This window comes from Pseudescherichia sp., from assembly GCF_032052675.1.
Taxonomy (GTDB): domain Bacteria; phylum Pseudomonadota; class Gammaproteobacteria; order Enterobacterales; family Enterobacteriaceae; genus Pseudescherichia.
The window spans coordinates 52,936-64,844 of sequence record NZ_DAMBWA010000009.1 but is presented as its reverse complement, the minus strand read 5'-3'; the positions used below and the strand labels follow the sequence as shown (position 1 = coordinate 64,844).

Here is an 11,909-nt window from a genome sequence, read left to right as displayed (position 1 = left end):
TATGCCTGACAATAAAAAATCGGGGCGCTCGAACAAGGCAATGACGTTCTTTGTCTGTTTTCTCGCCGCGCTGGCCGGACTGCTTTTCGGCCTTGATATCGGCGTTATTGCGGGCGCGCTGCCCTTTATCGCTGACGAATTCCAGATTAGTTCACATACGCAGGAGTGGGTAGTTAGCTCCATGATGTTTGGTGCCGCCGTCGGTGCCGTCGGCAGCGGCTGGCTCTCCTTCAAGCTGGGCCGTAAAAAGAGCCTGATGATTGGCGCGATCCTGTTTGTCATCGGCTCGCTCTTCTCTGCGGCTGCGCCCAACGTTGAAGTGCTGATCCTCTCCCGCGTGCTGCTGGGTCTGGCGGTCGGCGTGGCCTCCTACACCGCACCGCTCTACCTCTCCGAGATTGCGCCGGAGAAGATCCGCGGCAGTATGATTTCGATGTACCAGCTGATGATCACCATCGGTATCCTGGGTGCCTACCTCTCCGATACCGCCTTTAGCTATAGCGGTGCCTGGCGCTGGATGCTCGGCGTGATCATCATTCCGGCGATCCTGCTGCTGATTGGCGTCTTCTTCCTGCCGGACAGCCCACGCTGGTTTGCCGCGAAACGTCGCTTCCACGATGCCGAGCGCGTGCTGCTGCGTCTGCGCGACACCAGCGCCGAAGCCAAGCACGAGCTGGATGAGATCCGTGAAAGCCTGCAGGTGAAGCAGAGCGGCTGGGCGCTGTTTAAAGAGAACAGCAACTTCCGTCGCGCGGTGTTCCTTGGCGTGCTGTTGCAGGTGATGCAGCAGTTCACCGGGATGAACGTCATCATGTACTATGCGCCGAAAATCTTTGAGCTGGCGGGGTACACCAATACCACCGAGCAGATGTGGGGGACGGTTATCGTTGGTCTGACTAACGTGCTGGCGACCTTTATCGCTATCGGACTGGTTGACCGCTGGGGCCGTAAGCCAACGCTGGTGCTGGGCTTCCTGGTCATGGCTGCCGGTATGGGTATTCTGGGCACCATGATGCACATCGGCATTCACTCGCCGTCGGCGCAGTACTTTGCCGTCGCCATGCTGCTGATGTTTATCGTGGGCTTTGCGATGAGCGCCGGTCCGCTGATCTGGGTACTGTGTTCTGAAATCCAGCCGCTGAAGGGGCGCGATTTCGGTATCACCTGCTCTACCGCGACCAACTGGATCGCCAACATGATTGTCGGTGCGACCTTCCTGACCATGCTCAACTCTCTGGGCAACGCCAACACCTTCTGGGTCTATGGTGGGCTGAACGTGCTGTTCATTGTCCTGACCCTGTGGCTGGTGCCAGAAACCAAGCATGTCTCACTGGAGCACATTGAACGTAACTTGATGAAAGGTCGGAAACTGCGCGAGATTGGCGCAAGCAACTAACCTGCTAAGCCTCCTCCCGCCCGGGAGGAGGCTTTTTTACTTAACCTGCCGTTAGCTTCCCCGATACGTTGAGTAGCCATACGGGCTGAGCAGTAAAGGCACGTGATAGTGCTGATCCGGTTTGCTGATGTGGAATTCAACCGGGATCTCCGGGAAAAAACTCTCCTGCTTTTTGCTGTCAAACCAGGGTTTGGTTTTAAACGTCACGCGATAATCACCCGGTTTTGCTTCCTGCTCTGGCCATAGCGCTTTAATGCGGCCATCTTTATCCGTGAAGCCACTGTTTAGCTGCTGCCACCCGCTATTGCTTTTCTGCTCCAGCACTACCTCAACGTTCTCGGCTGGTTTTCCAGTTTGCTGATCGAGAATATGCACGCTCAGAATATTGTTGGCAGCTGCCATTGCGAGCGGGGAGGCGGAAATAATAGCGAGCATCGCTGCGCTCAGGATGTACTTTTTCATCTGTTGCTCCGTGTTCAAGTAGGTACCTGAAATGTATATGACCCGAGCGGCGTTAACCTGACATTAGGATTACATTTTCGTCATCATTGATGATATTTCCCCACCTCACCCACCGCTTATGACATAGTGAATCCATGAAGATCCTACTTATTGAAGATAATCAAAAAACCAGCGACTGGGTCAGTCAGGGACTTACCGAGGCGGGCTATGTTGTGGATACGATGAGCGACGGCAGAGACGGTTTACGTCTTGCCCTGCATGAACCCTACTCCCTGGTTATTTTGGATATTATGCTGCCGGGGCTGGATGGCTGGCAGGTCTTGAAAGCGCTAAGAACGGCGCATCAGACGCCGGTTATCTGCCTCACCGCCCGTGATGCCGTCGAAGACAGAGTGAAAGGGCTGGAACTGGGCGCCAATGATTATCTGGTTAAGCCCTTCTCCTTTGCAGAGCTGCTAGCAAGGGTGCGCGCCCAGCTCAGAAATAACCCCGTTGCCCATACGCACCTGAAATCCAACGGGCTGGAGATGGACTCCGTTAAGCAGAGCGTCTCTCGGGATGGGAAAACAATCGTGTTAACCCGCAAGGAGTTCCTCCTGCTATGGCTGCTGGTTTCACGGGCCGGTGAAATTATTCCCAGAGCGGTCATTGCCAGCGAGGTGTGGGGGATCAATTTTGACAGTGAGACCAACACGGTGGATGTCGCCATTCGTCGCCTGCGGGCAAAGGTTGACGATCCTTTCGAGACGAAATTGATCGGCACCGTCAGAGGCATGGGCTATAGATTCGGGACAGAGGAAAACAGTGAAACCTGAGTTATCAATGACGTTCCGTCTGACGTTATCATTTGTGTTGATAATGGCATTAGCCTGCACCGGCGTCAGCTGGACCCTATACCGGGCGCTAAACCACGAATTAACGTGGCGAGATGATATCACCCTGATTAATCGTGCTGAGCAGATCAGACAGCTGCTAGCGGATGGCGCACAGGCAGGGAATCTCCCGCTCTATTTTAACCGGATGATGGATACGCATCAGGATATTCTGCTCATCCACTCGCCGGACGCACCGACCATTTCCGTCAACCATACGGGAGTAAATCCCTCGCTGCTGGATGCCTTACCCACGTTGAAAAAACCTGCGTTGACGACTATCGCTAAACGCGATATTGCCGGTACCGAGCTGTCTGCGGTACGGATCGCCGCCGTCAGCTATAACCAGCCCGTGACCATTACCGTCGCCAGGCTGGCATCAGAGCGACAATATATGCTTGAACAGTATCGCGATAACAGCATCGTGATTTGCATCATCGCTATTCTGATCTGTTCTGCGCTAAGTCCGCTATTAATCAGGCATGGCCTGAAAGCCATTCATGCCCTGAGCCGATTAACGGCGAATATAGACAGCCGCGGCCTTAGCCAGCCTTTAGATGAGCAAACCCTTCCCGCTGAGCTGAAACCGCTGGGCAGCGCGTTAAATATCATGCGCCAGAAGCTGGCCGAGGATTTTACCCGGCTCAATCAGTTTGCTGACGATCTGGCACATGAATTACGGACGCCGGTTAATATCCTGCTTGGCCATAACCAGGTGGTCCTGAGTAAAGCGCGCGCTATTGATGAATACCAGCAGGCGTTGGCGAACAATATCGAAGAGCTTGAAGGCCTTTCTCGCCTGACGGAAAACATCCTTTTCCTCGCCCGCGCTGAGCATAATAATATTCTGCTCAAGAAAGAGACGGTCATCCTCGCTGATATGCTCGGTAATCTTATTGATTTCCTGGAGTATGAGGCGGATGAAAAAAATATCACCTTTGTTACCGTATGCGAGGGCACGCTTCAGGCCGATCGGATATTACTTCAGCGCGTACTGTTAAACCTGCTCAGTAACGCTGTCAGGTACTCCCCGAAAAGTGCCGTTATCCGGATCAATGCAGAGAGCAAAAACAGCGAACACATCGTTGAAGTGATCAATCCGGGCAGCGAACTGGATGCGCCGGACAAGCTATTTAACCGTTTCTGGCGAGGTGATAATGCCCGCCACTCATCCGGTTACGGTCTGGGGTTATCGATGGTGAAAGCGATTATGGAGTTACATTCCGGCTCGGCAGACTACCGCTTTGCCGACGGAGAACATATTTTCTCCCTGCGTTTTCCTGCCTGAGCGCTGGGTGCTGTTGCAGCCGCTTTTTTTAGCGATTATCCTCTGCCGTTATGAAAACGCCACGAATTCCCATCGCCCTCCAGCAGGCCGTTATGCGCAGCCTGCGGGACAAGCTTGCCCAGGCCAACCGCCACCTTGAATGTCACTATCCAGAGCCCACGCTGGTCTATCAGCAGCGCGGCGCGGCGGCGGGTACGGCCTGGCTTGCCAGCTATGAGATCCGGCTGAATCCGGTGCTGCTGCTGGAGAACCAGCAGGCGTTTATTGACGAGGTTGTCCCGCACGAGCTGGCCCATCTGCTGGTGTGGAAACACTTTGGCCGCGTTGCGCCGCACGGCAAAGAGTGGAAGTGGATGATGGAGAGCGTGCTCGGCGTTCCCGCCCGCCGCACCCACCAGTTTGAGCTGGCCTCGGTACGGCGCAACACCTGGCCCTACCGCTGCGCCTGCCAGCAGCATCAGCTGACCGTGCGTCGCCATAACCGCATCCTGCGCGGCGAAGCGGTCTACCGCTGCGTGCGCTGCGGCGAGCCGCTGGTAGCCGAACCGGCATAAGCTTGAACAATCAAACGCTTTTGTGAACTGACTGATTGCATCTGAGAACCGCATTCGCTAGGGTGCGACGATATTATGCAATGGAGTTTGTCATGTTCCGCCCTCACCTTCTTACCCTTACCCTACTGGCAGCGAGCCTCTCCCACAGCGCGCTGGCCGAGGGCATTCACAGTTTCGCCCAGGCCAAGGCGGCAGGCGTGAAGATCAACGCCGATGCGCCGGGAGACTTCTACTGCGGCTGCACCATTATCTGGCAGGGGAAAAAAGGCGTCGTCGATCTCGCCTCCTGCGGCTATAAGGTGCGTAAAAATGCCAATCGGGCCAGCCGCATCGAGTGGGAGCACGTCGTGCCCGCCTGGCAGTTCGGCCACCAGCGCCAGTGCTGGCAGGACGGCGGACGTAAAAACTGTGCAAAAGATCCCGTCTACCGCCAGATGGAGAGCGACATGCACAACCTGCAGCCCGCCGTTGGCGAGGTCAACGGCGATCGCGGCAACTTCTTGTACAGCCAGTGGAACGGCGGCGAAGGGCAGTACGGCCAGTGCGACATGAAGGTCGACTTCAAAGAGAAGCTAGCCGAACCGCCTGCCCGCGCCCGCGGTGCCATCGCCCGCATCTACTTCTATATGCGCGATCGCTACTCGCTGTCGCTCTCTCGCCAGCAGACGCAGCTGTTCGAGGCGTGGAACAAGATCTATCCCGTCACGCCCTGGGAGTGCGAACGCGACAGGCGTATCACTAAAGTTCAGGGCAACCCCAACCCCTATGTGCAGCGCGCTTGTCAGGGGTGAAAGAGCTACCTACACTAGCGGCATCTTGTTAACCGTGCGGCAGCCTTGCCGCACTCTCTATCCCGGACGATGTTTTCATGCGCAAGCCCCGCATTTATCACCCTGAACTTCTTACCGTTGGCCAGCAGGTTGCGCTAAGCGACGATGCGGCCAACCACGTCGGTCGCGTACTGCGCATGGGCGCAGGCCAGGCCTTGCAGCTCTTTGACGGCAGCAACCAGCTTTTTGAGGCGGAGATCCTGCGCGCCGATAAGAAGAGCGTGGTGGTGAGCCTGATCTCCGGTGAGATCGACGATCGGGAGTCGCCGCTGCATATTCATCTCGGCCAGGTGATGTCCCGGGGCGAAAAGATGGAATTTACCATCCAGAAATCGATCGAACTGGGGGTAAGCCTCATTACGCCACTTTTTTCTGAGCGCTGCGGGGTTAAACTGGATCCTGAACGCCTGAATAAGAAGATCCAGCAGTGGCAGAAGATCGCTATTGCTGCCTGTGAGCAGTGCGGTCGCAACCGGATCCCGGAGATACGTCCGGCAATGGATCTGGAGGCCTGGTGCGCCGAGCCTGATGAGGGGCTGAAGCTGAACCTGCACCCGCGCGCCAGCGCCAGCATCAATACGCTGCCGCTGCCGGTTGAGCGCGTGCGGCTGCTGATTGGCCCGGAAGGCGGCCTGACGGCGAATGAGATCGCCATGACCGCAGAGTACCAGTTTACTGATATTCTGTTAGGACCACGCGTTTTGCGCACTGAAACCACCGCGCTCACCGCCATTACCGCACTCCAGGTGCGTTTCGGTGATTTGGGGTAAGACTGGCTACAGGTTTAAACGGAGAAAGCGAATGATTAAGCTCGGCATTGTGATGGATCCCATCGCAAGCATTAACATCAAAAAAGACTCCAGCTTTGCCATGCTGCTGGAAGCGCAGCGTCGCGGCTATGAGCTGCACTATATGGAGATGGCGGATCTCTATCTGATTAACGGCCAGGCTCGCGCCCGCACGCGCACCCTGAGCGTGGAGCAGAACTACGACCAGTGGTATACGTTCAACGGCGAGCAGGATATTGAGCTGGCCGATCTTGACGTGGTGCTGATGCGTAAGGATCCGCCGTTTGATACTGAATTTGTCTACGCCACCTATATTCTGGAGCGCGCGGAAGAGAAAGGTACGCTGATCGTCAACAAGCCTCAGAGCCTGCGCGACTGCAACGAGAAGCTGTTCACCGCCTGGTTCCCGGAGCTGACGCCGGAGACGCTGGTGACCCGCAACAAGGCGCAGCTTAAGGCGTTCTGGCAGAAGCACAGCGATATCATCCTGAAACCGCTGGACGGCATGGGCGGCGCGTCGATCTTCCGCGTGAAAGAGGGCGATCCGAACCTCGGGGTAATTACCGAAACGCTGACCGAACACGGCAGCCGTTACTGCATGGCGCAGAACTACCTGCCCGCGATCAAAGACGGTGATAAGCGCGTGCTGGTTGTCGATGGCGAACCCGTTCCCTACTGCCTGGCGCGTATTCCGCAGGGTGGCGAAACCCGTGGTAACCTGGCCGCCGGAGGGCGTGGTGAGCCGCGTCCATTAACCGACAGCGACTGGGATATCGCCCGCCGCGTCGCGCCTACCCTGAAGGCCAAAGGGCTGATCTTTGTGGGTCTGGATATCATCGGTGACCGCCTGACCGAGATTAACGTCACCAGCCCGACCTGTATCCGTGAAATCGAAGCGGAGTTCCCGGTCTCCATTACCGGTATGCTGATGGACGCGATTGAAAAGCGTCTCGGCAACTAAATTCAGCACGCCCGTAACGGCCTGTTTGCAGGTGAAGGACCCGGATTTGCGATCCGCAGGGATAGCAAAGCGGGTGCTTTCACCGCATACTGGGTACTTGTCGCTTTTTGACCAGGAACAGAACCTCTGACATTGACTGCTCCCCACCTTAAAGGGCAAGGATTCCCACTTCACGGAGCCGGACCTGAGCCACTTTATGCGGGTCAGGATTTACAGGCTCTCCGTGGGCTAACACTGCCAGCCCGGCAGCTTTGATATTACGGGCCGCATTAACGTCGCGATCATGGTCTGCCCCGCATTCAGGGCAGTGCCATTTACGCACATCAAGAGGCATTTTTTGCATGGTGAAGCCGCAGCAGCTACAGAGTTTTGAGGACGGGAAAAAGGGGTCGATTGTGACTACGCTACGCCCGGCCCATTCGCCTTTGTACTGTAGCTGGCGCACAAATTCGCCCCAGCCTGCGTCTGCTATCGCTTTGGACAGTGACGGGTTACGGATCATGTTCTTCACCCTGAGGGATTCGACGCAAACAACCTGGTTCTCGTTAATCAGTTTGCGGGTGGCCTTGTGCAGGGCATCCAGACGGCAATCGGCAATTTTCGCATGGAGCCGGGCCACCTTTAAGCGGGCTTTGGCGCGGTTTTTTGAGCCTCGGGCCTTTTTGCTTAATCGGCGCTGGAGCATCGACAGACGTGCTGCGTATTTCGCGGTATGGCGGGGATTGCCGGATTTGAATCCGCTATCGGTGACGAACACTTCTTTTAAACCAACATCAATGCCGACCGTTTTCGGGCCGATCGGCAGTGATACAGGCTCAAATTCGCAGAGGCACGAAACAAAGTACCGCCCGGCGGCATCCCTGGTGATGGTGACCGTAGAAGGGGTAGACGGCAGCGGGCGACTCCAGCGCACGTCTAATGGCGTTTTGCTCTTTGCCATATACAGTCTGCCGTCGCGGTATTTAAAGGCACTGGCGGTTAATTCTGCGGCCTGTTTATGGCGCTTGCTTTTGAATTTTGGGTATCTGGCGCGCCCGGAGAAAAAGTTTGAAAAGGCTGTTTGCTGGTGGCGTAGCGTCTGCTGGAGCGGTACGCAGGAAACATCATTGAGCCAGGCAAATTCCGGCTCTTTTTTCAGGGCCGTCAGCTGTGCGTTAGCCTGAACGTAACCCATTTTCTCCTGCCGCTCATACCAGGCATCGGTGCGCCAGCGCAGGATTGAGTTGTAAACGAAACGCACACACCCGAACGTCTGCGCCAGTAGCTCAGCCTGCTCGGGTGTTGGATAGAACCGGTATTTGTATGCGCGTTTCATGGCTTCATAAAATACGCGTTAAAAAGTGAGGGTTATTGATAGTGGTCAAACAAAAAGAAGTCAGGTTGCTTAGCACCCCCTTTCCTCCTCGCCCGACTAGGCGAGGTCTCCAGGGGGCAATATTATGAATTTACAGCATCACTTTCTGATTGCCATGCCTGCTCTCCAGGATCCCTTCTTCCGCCGCGCCGTGGTCTATATCTGCGAATATAACGAAGATGGCGCGATGGGGATCATCATCAATAAGCCGCTGGAAAACCTGAAGGTCGAAGGGGTACTGGAGAAGCTTAAAATTAATCCCGAGGGGCGCGATCCGGCGATCCGTCTGGATAAACCGGTACTGCTTGGCGGCCCGCTGGCGGAAGATCGCGGCTTTATCCTGCATACGCCGCCGGCGAAGTTCTCCTCAAGCATTCGCATCTCGGATAACACGGTGATCACCACCTCCCGGGACGTGCTGGAGACGCTGGGCACCGACGAGCAGCCCTCTGAGGTGCTGGTGGCACTCGGCTACGCCTCATGGGAGAAGGGCCAGCTTGAGCAGGAGATCCTCGACAATGCCTGGCTCACCGCCCCGGCGGATCAAAACATCCTGTTTAAGACGCCTATCGCCGACCGCTGGCGTGATGCGGCAAAGCTTATCGGCATCGATATTTCGACCATGCCCGGCGTAGCGGGACACGCCTGATGAGCGGCACTCTGTTAGCCTTTGACTTCGGCACCAAAAGCATCGGCGTGGCGATTGGCCAACGCATCACCGGTACCGCCCGTCCGCTGACGGCGCTGAAGGCGCAAAATGGTACTCCGGACTGGAACCTGATTGAGCGCCTCCTTAAAGAGTGGCAGCCGGATGAGGTCGTCGTCGGTCTGCCGCTGAACATGGACGGCAGCGAGCAGCTGCTGACCGCCCGGGCGCGCAACTTTGCCAATAAGATCCACGGCCGCTTCGGGGTCCGCGTTGCCCTGCACGACGAGCGTCTGAGCACCGTTGAGGCGCGCTCAGGACTCTTCGCCCACGGCGGCTACCGGGCGCTGAACAAAGGCAGCGTTGACTCCGCCTCGGCGGTGATCATCCTCGAAAGCTACTTCGAACAGCACGTCTGATCTCACCCCTTTTCTATCAGCCGCCCGGCGGCGACCCGCTGCTGGCGGCTCTGGCTGAAGGTCTGCATCCCCGCCTGCTGCCCGGTCTGCATCAGGCCGGGAAGCTGGTGGGTTTTGCCCTCACGGATCAGGTTCGCCACCGCCGGGGTGTTGACCAGCAGCTCAAACAGCGCCACGCGCCCGCCCTGCTTATCGGCCTCTAGCTTTTGCGCCAGCACCGCCTGCAGGCTGCCCGCCAGCTGGCTGCGCACCCAGGCTTTCTCCTCGGCGGGAAAAGTATCGATTAGCCGCTCTACTGCCTGGGCGGCTCCTCGGGTGTGCAGCGTCGCCAGCACCAGATGCCCGGTCTCGGCGGCGGTCAATGCCAGCCGAATGGTCTCGCTGTCCCGCAGCTCGCCGATTAAAATCACATCCGGATCTTCGCGCAGCGCGGCGCGCAGGCCGTCGGCAAACGACGGGCAGTGCTGGCCTATCTCCCGCTGCTCGATCAGGCACTGCGCCCCCCGGTGAACAAACTCCACTGGATCTTCCAGAGTCAGAATGTGCCCGGCCAGGCGGTGGTTGAGGTAGTCCACCATCGCCGCAAGGGTCGTCGATTTACCGCTGCCGGTTGCGCCGGTGACCAGCACCAGCCCGCTGTCGCAGGCGAGGATCTGCTCCAGCGCAGGCGGGGCATCCAGGGCATAGAGCTTCGGGCAGTCGTTGGGCAGCAGGCGCAGCGCCAGTGAGATACCGTGATGGTGCAGAAAGGCGCTGGCCCGCAGCCGCTGCTGGTTTGCCAGCGCAAGGGCAAAATCTACCTGCCGGTTGGCCCACCACTCACCCTGCTGCTCGTCGGTCAGCGTGTCGCGGAGGATCGTCTCAATGTCCGGCGGCGGAAAGGGGGCCTCTTCGAGCTTACCCTGCCTGCGCCAGCGCGGCGGCCAGGCGCTGCACAGGTGTAGATCCGAGACGTTATGCTTTACACTAAGGGCCACTATGTCTTCCATATCCATGATTAAGCCTCCGGGAAAGATGAACGATATCGCGCATAACCTGGCACAGGTCCGGGACAAAATCTCAGCCGCGGCGCTACGCTGCGGCCGTGCTTCAGAAGATGTTGCTCTGCTTGCAGTCAGCAAAACTAAACCTGCGAGCGCTGTCGCAGAGGCTATCGACGCCGGACAGCGTGCCTTTGGTGAAAACTATGTTCAGGAGGGGGTGGATAAAATTCGCCACTTCCAGGCGCAGGGCGTCACAGGGCTGCAGTGGCACTTTATTGGCCCCTTGCAGTCCAACAAAAGTCGCCTGGTGGCTGAGCATTTTGACTGGTGCCATACCGTCGATCGGCTGCGCATCGCCAGCCGCCTTAGCGACCAGCGTCCGGCAGAAATGCCGCCGCTTAACATCCTGATTCAAATCAATATTAGCGACGAGGAGAGCAAGTCCGGCATTCCGCTTGCCGAGCTGGAGGCGCTGGCCGCCCAGGTCGCTGTGCTGCCGGGTGTCTGCCTGCGCGGTCTGATGGCGATCCCCGCCCCCGTGTCAAATTATGAAAGGCAGTTTGCGGTGGCACGGCAAATGGCTGTAGCATTTGACGCGCTTAAATTGCGCTACCCGACGGTAGATACGCTCTCTCTGGGGATGAGCGACGATATGGAAGCCGCCATCGCGGCGGGCAGCACTCTGGTACGCATCGGCACCGCCATATTTGGTGCCCGTGACTATACAAAAAATTAAGGAAAACTGAGGAACGCCATGAAGACGTTGACTTTCCTGCTCTCAACGGTAATTGAGCTTTATACGATGGTGCTGCTGTTACGGGTCTGGATGCAGTGGGCCCGCGTGGATTTCTATAACCCGTTCTCACAGTTTATCGTGAAGATCACCCAGCCCGTAGTAGGGCCGCTGCGCCGCATTATTCCGGCGATGGGTCCCCTCGACAGCGCCTCGGTGCTGCTGGCGTTTGTGCTGTGCGTGCTTAAAGCCATCGTGCTGTTTATGGTGGTGACCTTCCAGCCCATTATCTGGATTGCCGCCGTACTAATCCTGCTGAAAACCATCGGCCAGCTGATCTTCTGGGTGCTGCTGCTGATGGCCATCATGAGCTGGGTCAGCCAGGGTCGCAGCCCGGTTGAGTTTGTGCTGATGCAGCTCGCCGAGCCGCTGCTGCGTCCTATTCGCCGCCTGCTGCCGTCTATGGGCGGGATCGACTTCTCGCCGATGATCCTGGTGCTGCTGCTCTATGTCATCAACATGGGCATTGCCGAGCTGCTGCAGGGTACGGGTAATATGCTGCTACCGGGGCTGTGGATGGCGCTGTAAGCGCCATTGGTCGCGGTGTTAATGAATCTGGATAT

14 protein-coding genes are annotated in these 11,909 nt (G+C 57.3%); 11 read left to right on the top strand and 3 right to left on the bottom strand.

Translation table 11 applies throughout. The annotated features are described in order from the left end of the window. Position 1: 1 nt before the first annotated feature. Positions 2-1,396 (top strand): galactose/proton symporter, encoded by a 1,395-nt coding sequence (gene galP / locus RTX96_RS13450; RefSeq protein WP_103818453.1) that lies wholly within the window; start codon positions 2-4, stop codon positions 1,394-1,396. 51 nt (positions 1,397-1,447) lie between these two features. On the opposite strand, the gene hiuH is transcribed toward galP, so the two are convergent. Further along, positions 1,448-1,858 carry a hydroxyisourate hydrolase gene (gene hiuH / locus RTX96_RS13445; RefSeq protein ID WP_312671346.1) on the bottom strand — a complete coding sequence of 137 codons (411 nt, stop codon included), beginning with the start codon at positions 1,856-1,858 and terminating at the stop codon, positions 1,448-1,450. A gap of 134 nt (positions 1,859-1,992) precedes the next feature. Here hiuH and hprR point away from each other — a divergent pair, with 134 nt between their 5' ends. From hprR to gshB, 6 genes are all read left to right on the top strand, one after another. Then, a complete protein-coding gene (gene hprR, locus RTX96_RS13440) occupies positions 1,993-2,673 on the top strand; it encodes a response regulator transcription factor HprR (RefSeq protein WP_312671345.1) in 681 nt (226 codons plus the stop codon). Between the two features lie 7 nt (positions 2,674-2,680). After that, positions 2,681-4,018, top strand: a complete 1,338-nt coding sequence (locus RTX96_RS13435; protein ID WP_312671407.1) for a heavy metal sensor histidine kinase — start codon at positions 2,681-2,683, stop codon at positions 4,016-4,018. A 50-nt stretch (positions 4,019-4,068) separates the two neighbouring features. Further along, positions 4,069-4,572, top strand: coding sequence for a SprT family zinc-dependent metalloprotease (locus RTX96_RS13430; protein WP_312671344.1), 504 nt, complete (start codon positions 4,069-4,071; stop codon positions 4,570-4,572). 92 nt (positions 4,573-4,664) lie between these two features. Then, on the top strand, positions 4,665-5,363 hold the full coding sequence (gene endA / locus RTX96_RS13425; RefSeq protein WP_103818458.1) for a deoxyribonuclease I: 699 nt from the start codon (positions 4,665-4,667) through the stop codon (positions 5,361-5,363). Positions 5,364-5,440: 77 nt separating this feature from the next. Next, positions 5,441-6,172, top strand: coding sequence for a 16S rRNA (uracil(1498)-N(3))-methyltransferase (rsmE, locus tag RTX96_RS13420; RefSeq protein WP_103818459.1), 732 nt, complete (start codon positions 5,441-5,443; stop codon positions 6,170-6,172). 31 nt (positions 6,173-6,203) lie between these two features. Beyond that, on the top strand, positions 6,204-7,151 hold the full coding sequence (gene gshB, locus RTX96_RS13415; RefSeq protein WP_312671343.1) for a glutathione synthase: 948 nt from the start codon (positions 6,204-6,206) through the stop codon (positions 7,149-7,151). 148 nt (positions 7,152-7,299) lie between these two features. Here gshB and RTX96_RS13410 read toward each other — a convergent pair whose 3' ends face one another. Next, complete coding sequence (locus RTX96_RS13410; protein ID WP_312671342.1) at positions 7,300-8,466, bottom strand: transposase; 1,167 nt, start codon at positions 8,464-8,466, stop codon at positions 7,300-7,302. A gap of 124 nt (positions 8,467-8,590) precedes the next feature. Between RTX96_RS13410 and RTX96_RS13405 the strand changes: the two genes are divergently transcribed. Both RTX96_RS13405 and ruvX read left to right on the top strand, forming a co-directional pair. Then, positions 8,591-9,154 carry a YqgE/AlgH family protein gene (locus RTX96_RS13405; RefSeq protein WP_103818461.1) on the top strand — a complete coding sequence of 188 codons (564 nt, stop codon included), beginning with the start codon at positions 8,591-8,593 and terminating at the stop codon, positions 9,152-9,154. After that, positions 9,154-9,570: a Holliday junction resolvase RuvX gene (ruvX, locus tag RTX96_RS13400; protein WP_042388127.1), complete on the top strand. Its 417-nt coding sequence runs from the start codon at positions 9,154-9,156 to the stop codon at positions 9,568-9,570. Before RTX96_RS13405 ends, ruvX begins: the two co-directional genes overlap by 1 nt. Positions 9,571-9,572: 2 nt before the next feature. Here ruvX and RTX96_RS13395 read toward each other — a convergent pair whose 3' ends face one another. Continuing rightward, positions 9,573-10,565, bottom strand: a complete 993-nt coding sequence (locus tag RTX96_RS13395; RefSeq protein ID WP_312671341.1) for a type IV pilus twitching motility protein PilT — start codon at positions 10,563-10,565, stop codon at positions 9,573-9,575. Positions 10,566-10,584: 19 nt separating this feature from the next. Here RTX96_RS13395 and RTX96_RS13390 point away from each other — a divergent pair, with 19 nt between their 5' ends. Both RTX96_RS13390 and RTX96_RS13385 read left to right on the top strand, forming a co-directional pair. Further along, a complete protein-coding gene (locus tag RTX96_RS13390; protein WP_103818791.1) occupies positions 10,585-11,289 on the top strand; it encodes a YggS family pyridoxal phosphate-dependent enzyme in 705 nt (234 codons plus the stop codon). Positions 11,290-11,307: 18 nt separating this feature from the next. Then, positions 11,308-11,874 (top strand): YggT family protein, encoded by a 567-nt coding sequence (locus RTX96_RS13385; RefSeq protein WP_268106792.1) that lies wholly within the window; start codon positions 11,308-11,310, stop codon positions 11,872-11,874. The last annotated feature ends 35 nt before the right edge of the window (positions 11,875-11,909 follow it).

What these genes read in the sequence shown, in the direction of transcription:
- RTX96_RS13395 (WP_312671341.1), bottom strand. Translation starts at nt 10,565, where the DNA reads ATGGATATGGAAGACATAGTGGCCCTTAGTGTAAAGCATAACGTCTCG.
- endA (WP_103818458.1), top strand. Translation starts at nt 4,665, where the DNA reads ATGTTCCGCCCTCACCTTCTTACCCTTACCCTACTGGCAGCGAGCCTC.
- hprR (WP_312671345.1), top strand. Translation starts at nt 1,993, where the DNA reads ATGAAGATCCTACTTATTGAAGATAATCAAAAAACCAGCGACTGGGTC.
- RTX96_RS13405 (WP_103818461.1), top strand. Translation starts at nt 8,591, where the DNA reads ATGAATTTACAGCATCACTTTCTGATTGCCATGCCTGCTCTCCAGGAT.
- RTX96_RS13385 (WP_268106792.1), top strand. Translation starts at nt 11,308, where the DNA reads ATGAAGACGTTGACTTTCCTGCTCTCAACGGTAATTGAGCTTTATACG.
- gshB (WP_312671343.1), top strand. Translation starts at nt 6,204, where the DNA reads ATGATTAAGCTCGGCATTGTGATGGATCCCATCGCAAGCATTAACATC.
- RTX96_RS13430 (WP_312671344.1), top strand. Translation starts at nt 4,069, where the DNA reads ATGAAAACGCCACGAATTCCCATCGCCCTCCAGCAGGCCGTTATGCGC.
- RTX96_RS13435 (WP_312671407.1), top strand. Translation starts at nt 2,681, where the DNA reads ATGACGTTCCGTCTGACGTTATCATTTGTGTTGATAATGGCATTAGCC.
- RTX96_RS13390 (WP_103818791.1), top strand. Translation starts at nt 10,585, where the DNA reads ATGAACGATATCGCGCATAACCTGGCACAGGTCCGGGACAAAATCTCA.
- ruvX (WP_042388127.1), top strand. Translation starts at nt 9,154, where the DNA reads ATGAGCGGCACTCTGTTAGCCTTTGACTTCGGCACCAAAAGCATCGGC.
- galP (WP_103818453.1), top strand. Translation starts at nt 2, where the DNA reads ATGCCTGACAATAAAAAATCGGGGCGCTCGAACAAGGCAATGACGTTC.
- hiuH (WP_312671346.1), bottom strand. Translation starts at nt 1,858, where the DNA reads ATGAAAAAGTACATCCTGAGCGCAGCGATGCTCGCTATTATTTCCGCC.
- rsmE (WP_103818459.1), top strand. Translation starts at nt 5,441, where the DNA reads ATGCGCAAGCCCCGCATTTATCACCCTGAACTTCTTACCGTTGGCCAG.
- RTX96_RS13410 (WP_312671342.1), bottom strand. Translation starts at nt 8,466, where the DNA reads ATGAAACGCGCATACAAATACCGGTTCTATCCAACACCCGAGCAGGCT.